Raw genomic sequence first — 20,118 nt, forward strand, 5'->3', positions numbered from 1 at the left:
TTCATCTTTCCGGCGATCGTCGATCGCGGCGATGTCGTGGTCGCCGTCGGCACTGGCGGCACGTCGCCGGTGGTGGCGCGGCGCGTGCGCGAGAAGATCGAGGCGCTGCTGCCGGCGCGCATCGGCGAGCTCGCCGAGTTCATCGGCGGCTTCCGCAAATCCATCAACGAACGTATTGCCGAGTTTCCGCTGCGCCGCCGCTTCTGGGAGCGCGTCATCGACGGCCCGATCGGTGCCGCCGTATTGGCCGGCCGCAAAGGCGAGGCGGACGCAGCGCTCAAGGCGATTTCAGATCCATCCGCGTTCGCGCGGGCCGACAAGCCGGAAGGATCCGTCGCGCTGGTCGGCGCCGGGCCTGGCGATCCGGATTTGCTCACCATCAAGGCGTTGCGCGCGCTCCAGGATGCCGACATCGTCTTCCATGACGAGCTGGTCTCGCCTGAAATTCTCGACCGCATCCGCCGTGACACCACGCGCGTGCCGGTCGGCCGCCGCGTCGGCAAGCCCGGCATCGGGCAGGACGCCATCAACAAGCGCATGATCGAGGCCGCGCAATCCGGCCAGCGTGTGGTGCGGCTGAAGGGCGGCGATCCCTTCGTGTTCGGCCGCGGCGGCGAAGAAGTCGAAGCACTTCGTGCCGCCGGCCTTGCCTATTCGATCGTTCCCGGCATCACCGCAGGTCTCGGCGGCGCCGCCGATTTCGAGGTGCCGCTCACCTATCGTCACGAAGCAACGCGCATCACCTTCCTCACCGCGCACAAGGCGCGCGACGCAGAAGTCGTGGACTGGTCGACGCTGACCGACGCCAGGATGACCGTCGTGGTCTACATGGGCATGACGGCTGCGCCGGCCATACGCGCCGGCCTCTTGGCCGCCGGCCGTTCGCCGGAGACGCCGGTCGGCGTATTCGCCCGCGTCACGCGTCCCGATGCGCAAGGCGAGATCGGCACGCTGCGCGATCTGCCCGAACTGGTCCGCCGGACCAACGGCGGTCCCGCCATTCTCATCATCGGCGATGTGGTCCGGCATGCCGGCTCGCTTCGCCGCCAAACCCCAAAGCAAATCATCTCTGACCTATTGGATGCAGCCGAATGACCTCCCCGCTTGAACAGAAGAAGATCAAGATCGCCGGCCCCTCGGTCGTGACCGCCAACCGCACCTGGGACGGCATCGTGGTTTACCGCACCGCCGCCAAGAGCTGGTCCGCGGACCTGTCGGAAGCCGCGATCGTGCGCAACTCCGACGAGGCGAAGGCGTTGCTTGCGGAATCCGTTGCCGATGACGTCGGCGCGATCGGCCCCTATATCGCGCCGGTACAGGTCGGTGCAGACGGCAAGGTCGAACCCGGAAATCTGCGCGAACAGATCCGCCGCACCGGCGTGACCATCGGACAGCCGGTTCAGGTTTAAGGCGCTTTCTTATGTATGCTTACGATGAAATCGACCGCACGCTCGTCAACGAGCGCGTCTCGGAATTCCGCGACCAGGTGAAGCGCCGCCTCTCCGGCGAGCTCACCGAGGACGAGTTCAAGATCCTGCGGCTGCAGAACGGCGTCTATCTGCAACTGCACGCCTATATGTTCCGCGTCGCGATCCCCTACGGGACGCTGGCGTCGAACCAGCTGCGGGCGCTCGCCCACGTCGCGCGCAAATACGACCGTGGCTACGGCCATTTCACGACGCGGCAGAACATCCAGTTCAACTGGATCAAGCTCGCCGAATTGCCGGATGCGCTGGCCGATCTCGCCGAGGTCGGCATCCATGCGATGCAGACCTCCGGCAACAACATGCGCAACGTCACCTCGGATCAGTGGGCCGGCGTCGCGCCCGGCGAGATCGAGGATCCCCGCATCTGGTCGGAGCTGATCCGCCAGCACACCACGTTGCATCCGGAATTCTCGTTCCTGCCGCGCAAGTTCAAGATCGCGATCACCGCGTCGGACCACGACCGGGCCGCGATCAAGATCCACGACATCGGGCTGAAGCTGATCAAGAACGAGAAGGGCGAGACCGGCTTTGAGGTGCTGGTCGGTGGCGGGCTCGGACGCACGCCGTTCATCGGCAAGACCATCAAGCATTTCGTCCACGGCCGCGACATTCTCAGCTACATCGAGGCGATTCTGCGCGTCTACAACCAGTACGGCCGCCGCGACAACATCTACAAGGCGCGCATCAAGATCCTGGTGCACGAGCTCGGCATCGAGAAGTTCTCGCGCGAGGTCGAGGAGGAGTGGCAGCACATCCGCAACTCCTCGCTCCAGATCGACGACGAGGTGGTCGAGGACATCCGCTCGCGCTTCACCTATCCTGCCTACGAGAAGCTGCCGCACATGCCGGACGAGCTGCGCCAGGCCGCGGCCGATCCCGATTTCGAGGCATGGCGCAAGAACTCGGTGGCCCCGCACAAGGCCCAGGGCTATTCCATCGTCACGATCTCGCTGAAGCCGATCGGCGCGCCTCCGGGCGATGCCACCGCCGAGCAGATGGATGCGCTCGCCGATCTCGCCGACGAATACTCCTTCGGTGAGATCCGCGTCGGCCACGAGCAGAACCTCGCTCTGCTGCATGTCGCCAAGCGTGACTTGCCGGCGCTGTGGAAGGCGCTCGACAAGCTCGGGCTGGCGACGCCGAACGTCAATCTGATCACTGACATCATCGCCTGCCCGGGTCTCGACTATTGCTCGCTGGCCAATGCGCGCTCGATCCCGATCGCGCAGGAACTGACGCGGCGCTTCGCCAATCATGAGCTGGCCAATCTGATCGGCCGGTTGCACATCAACATCTCCGGCTGCATCAACGCCTGCGGCCATCACCATGTCGGTCATATCGGCATTCTCGGCGTCGAGAAGAACGGCGAGGAGGTCTACCAGATCACCATCGGCGGGCGCGCCGACGAGAGTGCCGCACTCGGCAATCTGATCGGCCCCGGCGTCAAGTTCGACGAGGTCGCCGACGTCGTCGAGGACATCGTGGAAGCCTATCTGGCGCTGCGCGAGCGGCCCGAAGAGCTGTTCATGGACACGGTAAAACGCCTCGGCGTCGAACCCTTCAAGGAGCGCGTTTATGCCACTCGTTAACGGCGGAAAGATCGCCGACGACAGCTTCGTCAAGCTCGCCGTCGACACGCCGCTGCCCGAGGGCGGCGACATTCTGGTGCCGGCCGAGCGTTTCGTTGGCGAGGCGGATGCGTTGCTCAAGCGGACCGGCAAGGTCGGTGTGATCTGGCCGAACAATCGCGACATCGCCGAGCTGGTGCCCTATCTCGGCAAGATTGCCGTCGTCGCGCTGGTGTTCCCAACCTTCCGCGACGGACGCGCCTACAGCCAGGCGCGGCTGCTGCGCGAGCGTTACAATTACCGCGGCGAGTTGCGTGCGACGGGCCAGATCCTGCGGGACCAGTTCGTGTTCATGCTGCGCGCTGGCTTCGATTCCTTCGACGTCAAGAAGCAGGCCGACGCGGAAGCGTTCATGCAGACCGCGAAGCGCTATTCGGTCTTCTACCAGCCCACCGGCGATGGCCGCATCACGGCGCTGCACCGGCGCATGCAGCTGCGTCATTCCGAGGGTGTCGGCACGTGAATGCAATCGCGTCTCCAATTTCGGCAATCTCCGCCTCGGCGCTGCCCTCGGCGGAGGACCTCGATCGCGCCTTGCGCGATGCCTCGCCCGCCGAAATCATCGCCGCTGCGCTGAAGACGGTCGGGCGCGACAAGCTTGCGCTGGTGTCGTCCTTCGGTACGGAATCGGCGACGCTGCTCAAGGTGATGGCGGATGTCGATCCGGCGATCCCGGTGATCTTCCTCGACACCGGCTGGCTGTTCGAGGAGACGCTGGCCTATCGTGATACGCTGATCGCGACGCTGGGCCTGAAGGACGTCCGCTCGATCAAGCCTGCCGAGGAGACGCTGTCGCGCGGAGATCCCGACCGCGACCTCTGGTTTTCCGATCCCGACGCTTGCTGCCGTATCCGCAAGGTCGAGCCGCTGGCGCGGGCGCTGAAACCGTTCGATGCATGGCTCAACGGCCGCAAGCGCTTCCAGGGCAACTCGCGCGCCGACATCCCGGTGGTCGAGGACGACGGTACGCGGTTGAAGTTCAATCCCTTCGCCAATGTCTCGCGGGAGGAACTCGAGGCGATTTTCGCCCGCGCCAAATTGCCGCGTCATCCCCTGGTCGCGTCGGGATTTCTATCGGTTGGGTGTATGCCTTGCACGAGCAGAACGGCCGAAGGCGAGGATGAGCGTGCCGGTCGCTGGCGTGGCCGGGCCAAGACGGAATGCGGCATCCACACGATGAAGACTTCGTAGCAAAGTTACGCTGCCCGGCTACGAACAAGAAAATCCGGTTCCGTTGACTTAAGCGCGTTTCGCCCCGAGTTATGCCTGCCATCGATGACGCCGACGTCATTGATGTGAATGGAGATGGACATGATGCGTCGTATCGTTCCGCTCGCGGCAGGACTGCTCGTGACAGGCTTGTTGGCAAGCGCGGCTCTTGCCGCTGACATCACTCTGCTGAACGTCTCGTACGATCCGACGCGCGAGCTCTATGTCGAGTTCAACAAGGCGTTCGCGAGTGCCTATCAGAAGGAAACCGGCAAGAGCGTCGAGATCAAGCAGTCGCATGGGGGCAGCGGTTCGCAGGCGCGCGCCGTGATCGACGGATTGCAGGCCGACGTGGTGACGCTTGCGCTCGCCTACGACATCGACGCCATCGCGGGCAAAGGCCTCACGACGGCCGACTGGCAGAAACGGTTGCCGCAAAACTCGTCGCCCTATACCTCGACCATTGTGTTCCTGGTCCGCAAGGGCAATCCCAAGGCCATCAAGGACTGGGACGATCTGCTCGAGCTCGGCGTCGCCGTGATCACGCCGAACCCGAAGACGTCAGGCGGCGCGCGCTGGAATTATCTGGCCGCCTGGGGCTTTGCGCAGAAGAAATACGGCTCGGCGGACAAGGCCAAGGATTTCATCGGAAAGCTCTATCAGCAGGTGCCGGTGCTCGACACCGGTGCGCGCGGCGCGACCGTGACCTTCGTCGAGCGCGGCGTCGGCGACGTGCTGCTCGCCTGGGAAAACGAGGCGTACCTGGCGCTCAAGGAATTCGGTCCGGAGAAATTCGAGATCGTGGCGCCGCCGCTCTCGATCTTGGCGGAACCGCCGGTGACGATCGTCGATAAGGTTGCCGATAAAAAAGGCACCCGTAGTGTCGCCGATGCCTACCTGCAATATTGGTACACCAAGGAAGGTCAGGAAATCGCGGCGCGCAACTTCTATCGTCCGCGCGATCCCGAGATCGCCAAAAAACATGAAAACTCCTTCGCGAAGGTCGAGCTGTTCACGATCGACGAACTTTTCGGCGGCTGGACCAAGGCGCAGAGGGAACATTTTGCCGACGGCGGCGTCTTCGATCAGATCTACAAGAACTGATCGGGCGCTGTCGGCGGGGCTTAAACAGGGGGCCTGGTGAGCGCAATCGCAGCACGACGCCGGACATTGCCGGGCTTCGGTCTCACCATGGGGCTGACGCTATCCTGGCTGTCGATCATCATCCTGATTCCGCTCGCCGGCCTGTTCCTGAAATCGGTCGAGCTGAGTCCCGAGCAGTTTTGGAACATCCTCTCCAGCCGCCGCACCCTGAATGCGTTGCGCGTGTCCTTCGGACTCGCCTTCGCAGCCGCCTGCGTCAATCTGGTGATGGGCAGCATCATCGTCTGGGCGCTGGTGCGCTACCGCTTCCCCGGTCGGCGGCTGTTCGATGCCATCGTCGACGTGCCGTTCGCGCTACCTACGGCGGTTGCCGGCGTCGCGCTGACCGCGTTGTTCGCCGAGAAGGGCTGGCTCGGCGCGCCGCTTGCGGCGGCCGGCATCAAGGTGGCGTTCACGCCGGTCGGCATCTTCGTCGCCATGATCTTCATCGGTATCCCGTTCGTGGTGCGCACGGTGCAGCCGGTGCTCCAGGATCTCGACCCAGAGATCGAGGAGGCCGCGGGCAGCCTTGGCGCGAGCCGCTGGCAGACCATCATTCGCGTGATCCTGCCCTCGCTCGGTCCGGCGCTGCTCACCGGACTCGCGCTCGCCTTCGCGCGTGCGGTCGGCGAATACGGCTCGGTGATCTTCATCGCCGGCAATCTGCCCAACGTCTCCGAGATCGCGCCGCTGCTGATCGTGATCCGGCTCTCCGAATTCCGCTATGCCGATGCGACCGCCATCGCGGTTGTCATGCTGGTCGTGTCCTTCGTCATTATCTTCGCGGTCAACCGGCTCCAGCGCTGGGCGCAGAGCCGGATTCCGGTGCGGTGAGGACGGGGCCATGACGATGCAGATCGCAGATTCCGTCCCACTCCCGGCCTCCGACGCCAAGGCACGCGCGTACGCAGCCGCCGCGCGGAACAACCTTCGCACCGAACCGCGCGCGGTCCGCATCGTCATCATCGCGCTGGCGATGACCTTTCTATCAGTCTTCGTCGTGTTGCCGCTGGTCGTGGTGTTCGCGCAGGCCTTCTCGAAGGGAATTGGCGCTTATTTCGCCGCGCTGACCGACCCGGAGGCGCTGTCCGCGATCAAGTTGACGCTGTTGGTTGCTGCAATTTCCGTCGGCCTCAATCTCGTCTTCGGCCTGGTCGCGGCTTGGGCGATTGCAAAATTCGAATTCTCGGGCAAGACCTTCCTGATCACGCTGATCGATTTGCCGTTCTCGGTCAGCCCGGTGATTTCGGGCCTCGTCTTCGTGCTGCTGTTCGGCGCGCAGGGCTATTTCGGCGGCTGGCTGCGCGATCACGACATCCAGATCCTGTTCGCGGTGTCGGGCATCGCGCTTGCGACCACCTTCGTGACCTTCCCCTTCGTGGCGCGGGCGTTGATCCCGCTGATGCAGGAGCAGGGCACGCAGGAGGAGGAGGCCGCGATCTCGCTCGGCGCCTCGGGCCTGCAGACCTTCTTCCGCGTCACGCTGCCCAATATCAAATGGGGCGTGCTGTACGGCGTCCTGCTCTGCAACGCGCGCGCGATGGGCGAGTTTGGCGCGGTCTCCGTCGTTTCCGGCCATATCCGCGGCGAGACCAACACGATGCCGCTCCTGGTCGAGATTCTCTACAATGAATATCAGTTCGTCGCGGCGTTCGCGATCGCCTCGCTGCTCGCGATGCTGGCGCTGATCACGCTGGTCGCGAAAACCGTTCTCGAAAATCATCTCGACGAAGGACATGACGCAAGTGAGCATTGAAGTCAGGAATCTCGTCAAGAAGTTCGGCAGCTTCAAAGCTCTCGACGGCGTCGACCTCAAGGTCAATGACGGCGAGCTGCTCGCGCTGCTCGGTCCGTCTGGCTCCGGCAAGACCACGCTGCTGCGGATCATCGCGGGGCTGGACTGGCCCGATTCCGGGGAGGTATCTTTCAACGGCGAGGACGCGCTGGCGCAGGGCGCGCGCGAGCGGCACGTCGGATTCGTATTCCAGCACTACGCGCTGTTCCGCCACATGACGGTGTTCGAGAACGTCGCCTTTGGCCTCCGCGTGCAGCCGCGCGCGATCCGCAAGGACGAAGCGACCATCCGTGCGCGCGTCAAGGAGCTACTCGATCTCGTGCAGCTCGATTGGCTCGCCGACCGCTACCCGAGCCAGCTCTCCGGCGGCCAGCGCCAGCGCATCGCGCTGGCCCGCGCGCTCGCGATCGAGCCACGTATCCTGCTGCTCGACGAACCCTTCGGTGCGCTTGATGCCAAGGTGCGCAAGGAGCTGCGTAAATGGCTGCGCTCGCTGCACCACGAGATCAACGTCACCTCGATCTTCGTCACCCATGACCAGGAGGAGGCGCTCGAAGTCGCCAACCGCGTCGTGGTGATGGACAAGGGCAAGATCGAGCAGATCGGCTCGCCCGATGACGTCTATGAGAGCCCGGCGACCGCCTTCGTCCACAGCTTCATCGGCGAATCCATCGAGCTTCCGGTCCTGATCGCCGACGGCGTCATCAGGCTTGGCGACCGGCCGCTTCAGCTCGCGGCAGATGGGCTTGCGCCTGGCGCGTCAAGACTGTTCGTGCGGCGGCACGACATGCTCGTTGGCCCGCCCGGCAGCGGTGCCTTCGAGGGCGCCGTGCAGCACGTCCGGAATTTCGGTCCCGTGCAGCGGGCCGAGGTGGCATTATCAGGCGGAGAGACCATCGAGATCGACGCTCCGCGGGACAGGGAACTGCGCGCCGGCGACACGATCGGCCTGGAGCCCCGCCGCTACCGGATATTTGGGGGCGCCTGAGCGGGGTCAACCGGTCAATTTTTCCTCAATATTCACCTTTCAGCCACGGTTGGTATGCAACAACGGCGCCTGATTTGGGGGCTCCTGTTCATGCGCGTCGCGGCCGCGATATCAATCCTTTTGCTGCTCGCCGGCTGCGCCGGCAACGAAGCATCGGTCCAGCAGCCCTCGATGTATGCCGATATGGCTGTCCCGGGCGCAAAGCTCGACGCGCAGGCCGCAGCGATCATGATCTCGCAATACCGCCAGAACAACGGGCTCGGCACCCTCGTGATCGACCCCGAACTGATGCGGCTCGCCGAATCTCAGTCCCAGGCCATGGCTGCCGCCAACAAGATGGACCATGACGTCCGCGCGCCGCTGGCCAAGCGCCTCAGCGCCGGCGGCTATCCGGCGACCGTTGCGGTCGAGAACGTCTCGGCCGGCTATCATACGCTGGCGGAAGCGTTTTCCGGCTGGCGCGACTCGCCCCCGCACCGCGCGAACATGCTCAAGAGCGGTGTCACAAAATTGGGCATTGCGGCGGGCTATGCTCCCGGCACCAAATACAAGGTGTTCTGGACCATGATCCTGGCCTCGACGGACTCCCGATAAGCCAGACTTGATCACGGGATGCATTGACGCCGCGGCAGACTGTCGCCACGGTCGCTCGCCATCTGCTACTGTTCCCGCATGACCGATCATAGCCCGGAAGTCGCAACTATCCCCGCGAACGCGCAACGTGTCCTGGTCCTCCAGGGCGGCGGCGCGCTCGGCTCCTATCAGGCCGGCGCCTATCAGTCGCTCTGCCATGCCGGCTTCGAGCCGGACTGGGTCGCCGGCATCTCGATCGGCGCGGTCAACGCCGCGATCATCGCCGGTAACGAAGGGCAGACGCGCGTCAAGCGGCTCAAGGAATTCTGGGAGATGGTCTCCGCGCCGGTGCCGTGGAAGCCGATCGGCAAAAGCGAGCACAGCCGCGAACTGTTCAATTCGACCAGCGCCGCATTGATCGCGACCTTCGGCGTGCCCGGCTTCTTCGTTCCGCGCATGCCGCCCGCGCCGCTCTGGCCGCCCGGCAGCCCCCAGGCCGAGAGCTATTACGATACTGCACCCCTGAAGAAGACGTTGGAGCGTCTGGTCGATTTCGACCGCATCAACGATCTGAAGACGCGGCTGTCGGTCGGTGCAGTCGGCGTTACCTCCGGCAACTTCAAATATTTCGACAATTTCGAGTTCAGGAAGCTCGGCAAGAAAATCGGACCCGAGCACATCATGGCCTCCGGCGCGCTGCCGCCCGGCTTTCCGTCCATCGTGATCGACGGCGAGCATTATTGGGACGGCGGCATTGCCTCCAACACGCCGCTCGACTACGTGCTGGACGCCGAGACCGACCGCGATCTCCTGATCTTCCAGATCGACCTGTTCAGCGCCCGCGGCGATCTGCCGACCTCGCTACTCGAGGCGACCGAGCGCGAGAAGGACATCCGCTTCTCGAGCCGCACGCGGATGAACACCGACAAGAACAAGCAGGTGCACAACGCCCGCAGGGCCGTGCGCGACCTGATTTCCAAATTGCCCGATTATCTCAAGAACGACCCTTCCGTGGAATTCCTTGCCAAGGTATCGCGCGAAAGCACCGTGACTGTGGTGCACCTGATCTACCGCAGCAAGAACTACGAATCCTCGTCCAAGGATTACGATTTCTCGCATGTCGCCATGGTCGAGCATTGGGAAGCCGGCGTGCGTGACGTGCATCTGTCGATGCGCCACAAGGATTGGCTCGAGCGGCCGCAATCCGGCGAGACCATGGTGACCTACGATCTCACGGGGGACGTCACTGCGCCCCCGCCAAGAAGGAGCGAATAATATGGGTAGTCTGTCAGGCAAGAACGCCGTCGTGACCGGGTCGACCAGCGGCATCGGACTTGCCTATGCGCGCGCCTTCGCCGCCGCCGGCGCCAATGTCGTCATCAACGGGTTCGGCTCGCCGGAGGACATCGAGAAGGAGCGCGCCAAGATCGAGTCCGATTTCGGCGTGAAGGCGGTCTATTCGCCGGCCGACATGACCAAGCCGGCCGAGGTCGCCGGGATGGTCGCGCTCGGCGAGAAGAGCTTTGGTTCGGTCGATATTCTCGTCAACAATGCGGGCATCCAGTTCGTCTCGCCGATCGAGGAATTCCCGCCGGAGAAATGGGATCAGATCATCGCGATCAACCTGTCCTCGGCGTTCCATGCCATTCGCGCCGCCGTCCCGGGCATGAAGAAGAAGGGCTGGGGCCGCATCATCAATACCGCTTCCGCGCATTCGCTGGTCGCCTCGCCCTTCAAGTCGGCCTATGTCTCGGCCAAGCACGGCATCGCCGGCCTGACCAAGACCGTGGCGCTCGAGGTCGCGACCAGCAAGATCACCTGCAACTGCATCAGCCCCGGCTATGTCTGGACGCCGCTGGTGGAGAAGCAGATCCCCGACACCATGAAGGCCCGTAACCTCACGCGCGAACAGGTCATCAACGACGTGCTGCTCGACGCGCAGCCGACCAAGGAGTTCGTCACCTCCGAGCAGGTCGCAGCCCTCGCGCTGTTCCTGTGCGGCGACGATGCCGCGCAGATCACCGGCACGAATCTGTCGATCGACGGCGGCTGGACCGCGGAGTAGACCGCGATCGCTGGCGAATGGCGGAAGCCGAGCTCCGCCATTTTCGTTCAGTGCGTCCAGGCCAGCGCCGTCTCGAATGCCGAGGACAGGTGCAGCTCCGCGAACATGATCTTGCCGGCGACCACGAACAGCACGCTGGCGAGTGTGAGGCGCAGCACCGTCTCGGGCACGCGCGTCGCGCTAAAGCTGCCGACGACGATGCCGGGCAGCGAGCCCAACAGCAGCACGCCCATCAGCGCCCAATCCACGTCGCCAAGCGCCCAGTGCCCCATTCCGGCGATCAGCGTCAGCGGTACCGCATGGGCGATGTCGGACCCGACGATGGTCGCCACCGGCAGGCGCGGATAGAGCAGCAGCAGAACGGTGACGCCGACCGCGCCGGCGCCGACCGATGAAATCGAGACCAGCACACCGAGCACGATCCCGGTGACGACCGTCGCGATCGCCGTGGCGCGGTCATCGACCTGCTCCAGGCGCCGGCGATAGCGCTCCATGATCGATCTGCGGAAGATCAGCGAGGTCGCTGTCAGCAGCAGCGCGAAGCAGAGCACGAGGTTGACGAGATTGCGCTCGGAATCGCTCTTGAGGTCGAGCTTCCAGAGCACCAGCAGCGTCAGCGCGCTCGCCGGAAGGCTGCCGCAGGCGAGCCGCAGCACCGCCGGCCAGTGCACGCTGCGCGACCAGCCATGCACCACGCTGCCGCCGGTCTTGGTGGCGGCAGCATAGAGCAGGTCGGTGCCGACCGCGGTCGATGGATGAATCCCGAACAGGAGGATCAGCAGCGGCGTCATCAGCGAACCGCCGCCGACGCCGGTCATCCCGACCAGCAGGCCGACGCCGAAACCAGAGGCGACGTAGAGTGGATCGATCATGTCCAGGGAATCTTAGGTTTATCTCGTCAGTTGGGCAATACGACGTAGAATAAACTTTCCCTGCGGTGCAACCGCTTGGGCCAAATAAGAAAAATCGTGCTGTGCCCTTGGCAATAAATAGGTGTTTCGCGTTGTTCCCGGGCATGCTTCGAAGCAGCCGTTCCCCGAGAGCAGCACGCGAAGGCAGTCGGAAGTCTATTTCCCAAACGCCAGCACGTGCAGGCCGAGCCGCTGTCGCACGATCCAGAACAGCAGCACCGTCTCGAAACTGAGCGAGATCGAGGTCGCGGCCGCCGCGCCATGGCCGCCGAAGCGCGGCACCAACGCGATGCAGAGCACCAGGTTCATCGCAAAGGCCAGCGCATAGGCCAGCGCGCAGATCTTCTGCTGGCCGAGCATGTTGAGCAGCCGTTCGACCGGGCCGATCGCGGCACGGACCACGAGGCCAATCGCGGCGACGAACATGATGTCGTAGCCGATCACGAATTGCGGCCCGAACAGCCAGAGCAGGGGCTTGCCGAGCGCGAGCAGCACGATGGTCGCCGCCAGCGACGGCCAGAACGTCCAGTTGATGGCATGCGCCACGTAAGCCGACAGCCGCGCCTTGTCGCCAGCCGCGTTGTATTCGGCGAAGCGATGCGCGGTCGTCGCCGACATCGCGTAGTGGATGAAGGAGACCAGCGCCAGCGTCTTCACCACGGCGAAATAGACGCCGACCTCGTCGGAGGGGCGGAATTGCTGAAGCACCAGCACGTCGGTATAGGACAGCAGCAAATAGAAGCTTTCGACCAGCAGGATCGGCAGCGACACGGCGAGCCAGCCGCCGACGTCGTAGGCCTTGGGGCCCGCCTCGATGTGATCGGCGAGCTTGCGGTTCAGCACCACCATCTGCCCGGTCATCGCGATCCACACCGCGCCTGCGCTCGCGATCATCGCGGCAACCGCGCCGAGATGATAGCCGAGCAGGAAGGCGCAAGCCGTGATGCCGATGATTAGTGTCTGGCGGATGATGAATTGCGGCATCAGGCCGAGTTGCATCCAGTCATGCGAACGGGCGATGCCGTCCTGGGTGTTGGCGACGACGAAAGCGGGCAGCGTCATGCAGCCGATGTAGAGCGGCAGCACTTCGGCGGGATCGATCCAGGGCGAGAGCAATTTGACGATGCCCGCGAGGCCGAGCGAGACCAGCGTGGAGGCGCAAAAGGTCAGCCAGCGGCTGCCCGAGAGAAAGCCGCGCAGCAGCGCATGCTCGCCACGGCTGCGGTATTCCGGAATGATCTTTTGCGCGGAGGCCGAGATGCCAAAGTCCATCATGCTGCCGAGCAGCAGCACCCAGGTCCAGACATAGACATAGACGCCGTAGTCCGACGTCCCCATCCAGCGCGCGAGCAGGACCTGCGAGAAATATGCAAGGCCGGCGCTGATCACGCGGATGAGGAAGATGGTGCCTGCCAGCCGCCGCGTCAGCGACGCTTCGCTCGACCCGCCCGTCAATTTGTCGCGCAGCCGCGCGATGAGGCCGGCAGGTCCGGTCGTTGCGGGTTCTGCATCCATCACGGCCAATTCGAAGGATCCCCGAGGCGCACACGAATGCTGCGGCAGACTTGCCGCAGTAGCCCTGGGGATTAGCAACCATTCGTTAAGATTCGGTTGGATCAAAGATGTCGTCCGGGCGAACGCCAGGACGACCACTCACTCCAGATTGGTATTGAACTCGTACGACTTCTCCGGTCCGACCAGCGTGAACTTCAGCGCTGCGCCGCCGGGCTGGGCGCCCGGCGGCAGGCCGTCGAGTTCGAAAGAAAATCGCTTCACGCCCGGTGGGCTGGGCTCGACCGGCGCCGGGATGGGCAGCGCCCAATCGGGCGTCGGACCTTCCACGAACAGACTGACGGTGCGCGCATCCGGAACGACCACGTCGACCACCACATTCTTGGGCCCATCACGCTTCACGTCGCGGATGGTGAGCGGATTGGGATCGCCGATGGCGGCAGGTTTGGGCACGGTGTCGAGCGCTGCACGCAAATTGGCGTCCTCGGTCGAGGCGACGCTGTTGAAGCCAAGCTCGGCGCGGGCCTCGACGGGAATGCAAAGCTTTTCGCACACCGCATAATTGATCTCGGCGCGCAACGTCACCGGCTTGTCGGCCGCCTTGGCGATGATGCGCAGGGGCAGCACGATCTGGTCGTGATAGCCGATCGAATGGCCGCCCGCGCCGTCGTCGAATTTCTGCGGGGCCGGCCACATCACCGTCACCGCTTCGACATTGTCGGACTTCGAGAAATCGAAGCGCGGCGGAACGCCGGAATCGCCCGGCATGCGCCAATAGGTTTTCCAGCCGGGCTGGATCTGGAAGGCGATACCGCCGAGCAGGACGGCGCCGCTGCGCGATCCTGCCAGCAACCGCACCGCGGAATGTCCGTCGCGCTGCCACGGCGATGCGTCGTCGGCATGGGCCGCAAGCGCCAGCGAGGACGCGAGCAGGGTTGTCGCGACGCCAATCGCCGCACGCCGGGGAACTCTTGTCAGCATGGTACGTCTTTACAGGGTCGCCCGGCGGCAAACCATTGAATTGCTTGTGATGGATGCACTTGAATCAAGTCCCTGAAAGCCTTGATTTGACAGCGGCCCGGCCCGACATCAGGATAGGAATTGAAACCGGAGTGCTTCACCGATGGCTCCCACAGGCAAGAGGACGGGCGAAAGCACCCGCAAGCCAGCCCCCGCGCTCCCGAGTTCGGCGGGCTACCTCGACGGCCAGCTGTTGATCGCCATGCCCGTGATGGGCGACGAGCGCTTCGAGCGCTCGGTGATCTATCTCTGCGCCCACTCCGCCGAAGGCGCGATGGGCATCATCGTCAACCATCCGGCCGGCAGCATCGACTTCCCCGAGCTGTTGCAGCAGCTCGGCATCATCAACAAGGGCGAGCACATCAAGCTGCCGGAGAATGCCGAAAGCATGAAGGTGCTGCGCGGCGGTCCGGTCGATACCGGCCGCGGCTTCGTGCTGCATTCCAGCGATTTCTACATCGAGAATGCGACGCTCCGGATCGACGACGGCGTCTGCCTCACCGCGACCGTCGACATCCTGCGCGCGATCGCCAACGGCTCCGGCCCCAAGCACGCCATCCTGGCGCTCGGCTATGCCGGCTGGGCGCCGGGCCAGCTCGAGACCGAGATCCAGAGCAATGGCTGGCTGCATTGCGACGCGGATTCGGATTTGATCTTCGGCGACGACGTCGACGAAAAATACGGACGCGCGCTGCGTAAGATCGGCATCGATCCTGGCATGCTCTCGAACGAGGCGGGGCACGCGTAGCGCCTCAGTGTCGTCCTGGCGAAGGTCAGGACCCATTACCCCAGGCTGCAATTGTTGAAGCAGGCTGGCAACCACCAGCCTTCGCCGAACTGGACATCGGTGGTAATGGGTCCTGGATCGGCGCTGCTTCGCTCGCTGGTCCAGGACGACTGGAGAACTACTCCGCCGCCTGCTGCTGCACCGTTGGCTCCGTGCCCGCCACCGTCGCGCGGCGCATGTCACGGGGCTGCGACTGGTCGTAGCGGCGGACGCGGTGCATGGTCTGGCGGTTGTCCCACATCACGAGGTCATGCAGCTTCCATTTGTGGACGTAGACGAACTCGCTTTGTGTGGCGTGCTCGTTGAGATCGCGCAGCAGCAGCCTTCCCTCGGGGACGCTCATGCCGACAATCTTGCCGGCATGCGATGAGAGATAGAGCGACTTGCGGCGATGGACCGGGTGGGTGCGCACGAGACGTTGCATCACCGGCTTGAACATCTCCTTCTCCTCGTCGGTGTATTCTGTGAAGCCCAGCGATCCCCGCGAATACATCAGCGAGTGCTCGCAGACGAGATCCTCGATCTCCGCCTTGGTCTCGTCGTCGAGCGCGTCATAGGCCGCCCGCATGTCGGCGAATTCGGTATTGCCGCCCTTCGGGTTGAGCACGCGGGCCGACAGCAGCGAGAATTTTGCCGGGATAGGGCGGAACGAGCTGTCGGAATGCCACAAGCAATTGCCGAGGTTGAACAGGTGCGCGCGGCTGTCCTTTGCCAGCGGCTTGCCGTCCTTGCCGAGATTGGAAACGTCGTTCAGGCCCGATTGGAGCCGGTAGTCCTTCTCCTTCGTGACCGTGCCGCCGCGCGCGTCCTCGCGCTGGCCGAAGTTTAGCGCAAAGGCCATCTGCTGTTCGTCGGTGATGTCCTGGTCGTGGAACACCAGCACTGCATATTTGTCCATGGCGGCTTCGATCTCGCGCGCCTCGGCCTCGGTGAGAGGTTGCCGCAGGTCGAGGCCCGAGACCTCGCCGACAAAATGTTTGTGAAGCTGCCGGATGGCGATCGTCATGACGTTTCTCCCGCGAACCGCGAGCGGTTGGTCCCGCTCTGTCGAGGAAAAAGTTACTCCCGTAACAAGCGATGTCAACGCTGGGCGCGCATAGCTGCCCGTAGCCCGGATGGAGCGAAGCGTAATCCGGGGAGTCTTCCTGCGATGTGAGAACCCCGGATTGCGCTGCGCTCCATCCAGGCTACGCACCTTTGGTGCCGCTTACGCGTTGCGCGCCATCAGGCCGCCGTCGACAGGGATGACCGCGCCGGTGAGGAAGGACGCTGCCGGCAGGCACAGGCTCAGCGTCATGTGCGCGACCTCTTCCGGATCACCGTAGCGGCCGAGTGCCGTGCGGCGCTTGGCGTAGATGGTCTTGTGCTCTTCCGAGATCCGGTCGGTGATGGCGGTGCGGATCGGCCCCGGGCAAATGCAGTTGACGGTGATGCCCTCGCGGCCAAGCTCCACCGCGAGCGAGCGGGTGAGGCTGGCGACGCCGCCCTTCGCCGCCGAATAGGGGCCGTGCAATGCGGTGGCGCCGAGCGCCTCGGTCGAGGCGATGTTGACGATGCGCGGGCTCTTCGACTTGCGCAAGTGAGGCAGCGCGGCGCGGATGATGCGCGGATGCGCCGTCAGCATCACCGCGAGGCCCTTGGCCCAGGCTTCCTCATAGGCGTCGTCGTCGATCGCGACGCGCACGGAGATGCCGGCATTGTTGACGATGATGTCGAGTCCACCGAAATGTGCAGCGACGTCGCCGACCACGCGCTTGATCTTATCGCCGTCGGCAACGTCGAGCTTCCAGGCTTTCGCGGCGCCGCCGCTTGCCACGATCTCCTTCGCGACGGCCAGCGCGCCCTGCTCGTCATAATCGGTGACGGCAACGTTCGCGCCCTCAGTGGCAAACACGCGCGCCGTCGCGCGTCCCATGCCGCTGGCCGCGCCGGTAACGAGAACGGTCAGGCCCTTCACGGACCGGCTGAGTTGTTTGAAATCGGCCATGCTGTTTCCTCTGAGCCCTGCTTGTTCTTGTTGTGATTGACAAGGCTGTCATCGATCCGCAGACAGGTCAAACAAGCAAGACAATGAGGGAGGCCAGCGATGACGAACGAGCTCGATTTCTCAGGCAAGCAGGTGCTGGTTGTCGGCGGATCCAGCGGCATCGGCAACGGCATTGCGCAAGCCTTTCGCGTCAGGGGCGCGCAGGTTGCGGTCTGCGGCACGCGTGCTCACGCGAAGGAATATTCGCAAGCTGAAGGCTCGGATCTCACCGGTCTTTCCTATGCGCAGCTCGACGTCGGCAATGCCGGAGCGGTCGAAGCGTTCAAGCCGTCGTTCGATCGGCTCGATATCCTGGTGCTCGCACAGGGCGCGGTGCTCTATCGCCGCGGCGAGTTCGAGATGGCGGGCTTTCGCAAGGTCGTCGAGGTCAATTTGATGAGCCTGATGGCCTGCGCCACGCGCTTCCATCCCATGTTGCGGGACGCGCGGGGATCGCTGATTATGGTGTCCTCGACCGCGGCCTATCATTCCACCATGGGCAATCCCGCTTACAACGCGTCGAAGACCGGCGCGGTCGGACTAACGCGGACGCTGGGCGAGGCCTGGGCCGAAGATGACATCCGCGTCAACGGCATCGCGCCCGGTCTGGTCGACACCAAGATGACGAAGGTGACGACCGACAATCCCAAGCGGCTCGAAGGTGCACTTTCACGCATTCCGCTGCGGCGATTGGGCACCCCGGCTGACATGGCGGGCGCGGCGCTGTTCCTGGCATCGCCGCTGTCGTCCTACATCATCGGCCAGACATTGGTCGTCGACGGCGGGCTGATTCTCTGAGTCCAATTTCAAGTCAGATGGAACTGCGCCGCTCCTGATCGGTTACTTGGGCTGACCCCCGAGGAGGAGCATCATGGATAAGGATCGGATTGTCGGATCGGCCAAGGAATTCGCCGGACGCGCGGAAGGCGCTATCGGAGATTTGGCTAGCGATACGCAGACACAGGCGTCCGGCAAGGCACGCGAAGCCGCCGGCAGTGTGCAGAATCTTTACGGCCAGGCCAAGGATGCCGTACGTGACGCCACGGACACCGCGGCAAGCTATGCCAAGGACGCCTACGACAAGCCGGCCGAAACCTTGCGTGACGGCTCGCAGGCGATTGCCCAGAAGGTGCAGGACAACCCGATGGGCGCGCTGCTGGTCGCCGGCGGCATCGGCTTTGCACTGGCACTGCTGATGGCGCGGCCTTCGCGCCGCCCGCCGCCGCGCTGGCGCTACTAGGCTAAAGCCAACGCGCGATAAGCATCAGGGCCCCGGACGCAGCGCGGCGCGTACGCCGCGTTGCCGAGCCGGGGCCCATTCTTTTTGTGACTGTCGGACGAGCTGGGTCCCGGCTCTGCGCAGCAGCGTTTCCCGCTGCAGCGCGTCCGGGACACGAGAGCTCAGCTTAGAAAATTATCGGAACACTTCCGCCGATCGCCCGACGTTGCCAGGCGGACGCGGGATCGCAGGGTTGGGATTCGGATTGCGCGGCGCCGGCGCCAATTGACGCGGCGGGGGCGGCGGCGAGCCAAAGCCGAAGAAATCGCGCATCGATGGCGCTGCCTGTGCCGGTTGCTGCGGCGCCGGTGGCTTCTTCGGCGCAAGCTTTGGCGGGGCGATCGCCGCGGCCGCACCCGGCGTACCGCCATCGGGTGTCGTCGTGGCGACCGGCGTATCGCCCTTGGCCTGCTCGCGGCCGACTTCGCGGCGCGGCCAGGCATAATCGTCGGCGCGGCCGGCGGGCGCAGCCAGTGGCTCGCCCTTCACCATCGTCTTCGCAGCGAGCGCATCGACGGCGGCAGGACGTGAGCCCGGCCCACCCAGCAATTGATCGGTCGAGATCGAGGCCGCAACCAGCGGCACGATCGGACCGGCCAGCGGCCGCGGCGCGGGCTTGCCGGGTTCGGCACTGGTGTCGGGGGTCGCCGGTTCGCTCGGCAGCGCGATCGGGCCGGAGCGCCCGGCGAGCAGGCGGGTGATCTCGCGCTCGACATAGTGGGCGAGCTTGCGCGCGCCGGGTTTCGTGAAATAGACGCCGTCACCGCTGCGGAGCTGACGGATCTGGCCTTCGAAGTCCGGGCCCTTCTGCAAGAAGCGGCCGGCTTCGTCGACAAAGCCGTCCCAGACGTCGACATAGGTGATGCCGGCCTTGGCCGCGCCTTCGCGATAGAGCGAATCCAGGAACAGCATGTCCGCGGTGCCCTTGGGGCCACGGATGGCGGGCAGGCCGACCCAGAGCACCGGCACGCCCTTGGACTTGAGGACGTTGGCGAGCTCCTCGATCTTCTTGCCGTAGAGCTCGACCCAGCGCTCGTCGCGGAATTCGTAGAGGCCGTTCGGGTTGCGCGCGGTCTTCTCGGGCGCGGCGACCGCCGGTGCGTCAGCGTTGTCGGCATCATCCTGCGGCAGGTCGGCATCGGCCGGCTTGTCATCCGGCTTCGCGGCGGTGTCGGCGGGCTTGGCATCGCCAGGCTTGGCCGGTGGTTTGCCGCGCGCGCCCTTGTCGTTCTTCTTGTCCTTGTCCGTCGCCTTGTCCGATTTATCGGGTGCTGCCGCCTCGCGGATCGCGATGCGGTCGTTGAGGCCGAGCATCACCACGATCACGTCGGGCTTCTCGGTCTCGAGAATGCCTTTCGCAGCAGCGGTCCAGTCCGAGGGCTCGCCCTTGGGCTGGTACTTGATTAGGCCCGACGTGGTCTTGTGCTTGCGGATCACGCCCATGTCGGGCTGCTCGGTGTAGGCGTCCTCCAGGCCGTAGGCGAGCCAGTCAGCCATGGCGTCGCCGATCACCAGCACGTTCCTGTCGGGAATGGTGTCGCGCTTGGCCGGCGCCGGTGCGCGCGAAAAATCCTGGCGCGGCGCTTGCGGCTGTTGCTGCTGGAACGGCGCGAAGAAGTCGCCGCCGAACCATCCGCCGCCTCCGCCTCCGCCGTTGCGCGGCGGCGGCGGAGCCGAGCGCTGCGGCGGGCCGCC

At 64.5% G+C, this 20,118-nt stretch carries 21 protein-coding genes; 15 read left to right on the plus strand and 6 right to left on the minus strand.

The genetic code is table 11. From position 1 onward, the window contains the following. The 12 genes from cysG to IVB32_RS27745 form a co-directional block, all read left to right on the plus strand. On the plus strand, nt 1-1,095 hold a 1,095-nt coding region (cysG, locus tag IVB32_RS27690), incomplete at its 5' end, for a siroheme synthase CysG (RefSeq protein ID WP_247411978.1). Next, entirely contained in the window at nt 1,092-1,409 is a 318-nt protein-coding gene (locus IVB32_RS27695) for a DUF2849 domain-containing protein (RefSeq protein ID WP_007599842.1), read from the plus strand. The genes cysG and IVB32_RS27695, both read left to right, overlap by 4 nt. A gap of 11 nt (nt 1,410-1,420) precedes the next feature. Continuing rightward, the gene (locus IVB32_RS27700) at nt 1,421-3,076 is read left to right on the plus strand and encodes a nitrite/sulfite reductase (RefSeq protein WP_247411980.1); all 1,656 of its coding nucleotides are present in this window, start codon (nt 1,421-1,423) and stop codon (nt 3,074-3,076) included. Next, on the plus strand, nt 3,063-3,578 hold the full coding sequence (locus tag IVB32_RS27705) for a DUF934 domain-containing protein (protein WP_018454648.1): 516 nt from the start codon (nt 3,063-3,065) through the stop codon (nt 3,576-3,578). Before IVB32_RS27700 ends, IVB32_RS27705 begins: the two co-directional genes overlap by 14 nt. Continuing rightward, nucleotides 3,575-4,306 carry a phosphoadenylyl-sulfate reductase gene (locus IVB32_RS27710; protein WP_018454647.1) on the plus strand — a complete coding sequence of 244 codons (732 nt, stop codon included), beginning with the start codon at nt 3,575-3,577 and terminating at the stop codon, nt 4,304-4,306. Before IVB32_RS27705 ends, IVB32_RS27710 begins: the two co-directional genes overlap by 4 nt. Nucleotides 4,307-4,414: 108 nt before the next feature. Then, nucleotides 4,415-5,428 (plus strand): sulfate ABC transporter substrate-binding protein, encoded by a 1,014-nt coding sequence (locus IVB32_RS27715; protein WP_276017414.1) that lies wholly within the window; start codon nt 4,415-4,417, stop codon nt 5,426-5,428. Nucleotides 5,429-5,464: 36 nt separating this feature from the next. Further along, nucleotides 5,465-6,301: a sulfate ABC transporter permease subunit CysT gene (gene cysT, locus IVB32_RS27720; protein ID WP_083926373.1), complete on the plus strand. Its 837-nt coding sequence runs from the start codon at nt 5,465-5,467 to the stop codon at nt 6,299-6,301. 10 nt (nt 6,302-6,311) lie between these two features. Beyond that, nucleotides 6,312-7,223, plus strand: a complete 912-nt coding sequence (cysW, locus tag IVB32_RS27725) for a sulfate ABC transporter permease subunit CysW (protein WP_018454644.1) — start codon at nt 6,312-6,314, stop codon at nt 7,221-7,223. Further along, nucleotides 7,213-8,250 carry a sulfate ABC transporter ATP-binding protein gene (locus IVB32_RS27730; protein WP_026232778.1) on the plus strand — a complete coding sequence of 346 codons (1,038 nt, stop codon included), beginning with the start codon at nt 7,213-7,215 and terminating at the stop codon, nt 8,248-8,250. The genes cysW and IVB32_RS27730 overlap by 11 nt, the downstream gene beginning before the upstream one ends. Nucleotides 8,251-8,340: 90 nt before the next feature. Further along, the gene (locus tag IVB32_RS27735; RefSeq protein WP_026232777.1) at nt 8,341-8,844 is read left to right on the plus strand and encodes a CAP domain-containing protein; all 504 of its coding nucleotides are present in this window, start codon (nt 8,341-8,343) and stop codon (nt 8,842-8,844) included. A gap of 78 nt (nt 8,845-8,922) precedes the next feature. Further along, nucleotides 8,923-10,098, plus strand: coding sequence for a patatin-like phospholipase family protein (locus IVB32_RS27740; RefSeq protein WP_018454641.1), 1,176 nt, complete (start codon nt 8,923-8,925; stop codon nt 10,096-10,098). A gap of 1 nt (nt 10,099) precedes the next feature. Continuing rightward, the gene (locus tag IVB32_RS27745; protein ID WP_247369358.1) at nt 10,100-10,888 is read left to right on the plus strand and encodes a 3-hydroxybutyrate dehydrogenase; all 789 of its coding nucleotides are present in this window, start codon (nt 10,100-10,102) and stop codon (nt 10,886-10,888) included. Between the two features lie 47 nt (nt 10,889-10,935). Here IVB32_RS27745 and IVB32_RS27750 read toward each other — a convergent pair whose 3' ends face one another. The 3 genes from IVB32_RS27750 to IVB32_RS27760 all read right to left on the minus strand — a co-directional run bounded on the left by IVB32_RS27750 (nt 10,936) and on the right by IVB32_RS27760 (nt 14,292). After that, entirely contained in the window at nt 10,936-11,760 is an 825-nt protein-coding gene (locus IVB32_RS27750) for a sulfite exporter TauE/SafE family protein (protein ID WP_018454639.1), read from the minus strand. A gap of 195 nt (nt 11,761-11,955) precedes the next feature. Further along, a complete protein-coding gene (locus tag IVB32_RS27755) occupies nt 11,956-13,314 on the minus strand; it encodes a flippase (RefSeq protein WP_018454638.1) in 1,359 nt (452 codons plus the stop codon). A 138-nt stretch (nt 13,315-13,452) separates the two neighbouring features. Beyond that, nucleotides 13,453-14,292: a protein-disulfide reductase DsbD domain-containing protein gene (locus IVB32_RS27760; protein WP_018454637.1), complete on the minus strand. Its 840-nt coding sequence runs from the start codon at nt 14,290-14,292 to the stop codon at nt 13,453-13,455. A gap of 142 nt (nt 14,293-14,434) precedes the next feature. On the opposite strand from IVB32_RS27760, the gene IVB32_RS27765 reads away from it, so the two are divergent. Beyond that, entirely contained in the window at nt 14,435-15,079 is a 645-nt protein-coding gene (locus tag IVB32_RS27765) for a YqgE/AlgH family protein (protein WP_018454636.1), read from the plus strand. A gap of 157 nt (nt 15,080-15,236) precedes the next feature. Here the strand turns inward: IVB32_RS27765 and IVB32_RS27770 are convergent, their stop codons facing one another. Further along, a complete protein-coding gene (locus IVB32_RS27770; RefSeq protein WP_018454635.1) occupies nt 15,237-16,124 on the minus strand; it encodes a TauD/TfdA family dioxygenase in 888 nt (295 codons plus the stop codon). Nucleotides 16,125-16,325: 201 nt separating this feature from the next. Further along, nucleotides 16,326-17,105 (minus strand): SDR family NAD(P)-dependent oxidoreductase, encoded by a 780-nt coding sequence (locus IVB32_RS27775; protein ID WP_018454634.1) that lies wholly within the window; start codon nt 17,103-17,105, stop codon nt 16,326-16,328. Nucleotides 17,106-17,204: 99 nt separating this feature from the next. Between IVB32_RS27775 and IVB32_RS27780 the strand changes: the two genes are divergently transcribed. Further along, on the plus strand, nt 17,205-17,942 hold the full coding sequence (locus IVB32_RS27780; protein ID WP_018454633.1) for an SDR family oxidoreductase: 738 nt from the start codon (nt 17,205-17,207) through the stop codon (nt 17,940-17,942). A 73-nt stretch (nt 17,943-18,015) separates the two neighbouring features. After that, on the plus strand, nt 18,016-18,384 hold the full coding sequence (locus tag IVB32_RS27785; RefSeq protein WP_018454632.1) for a CsbD family protein: 369 nt from the start codon (nt 18,016-18,018) through the stop codon (nt 18,382-18,384). A 174-nt stretch (nt 18,385-18,558) separates the two neighbouring features. On the opposite strand, the gene IVB32_RS27790 is transcribed toward IVB32_RS27785, so the two are convergent. Then, a partial coding sequence (locus IVB32_RS27790) for an SGNH family hydrolase (protein WP_247411984.1) occupies nt 18,559-20,118 on the minus strand: 1,560 nt, incomplete at its 5' end.

Source organism: Bradyrhizobium sp. 23, assembly GCF_023073295.1.
GTDB lineage: Bacteria > Pseudomonadota > Alphaproteobacteria > Rhizobiales > Xanthobacteraceae > Bradyrhizobium > Bradyrhizobium canariense_D.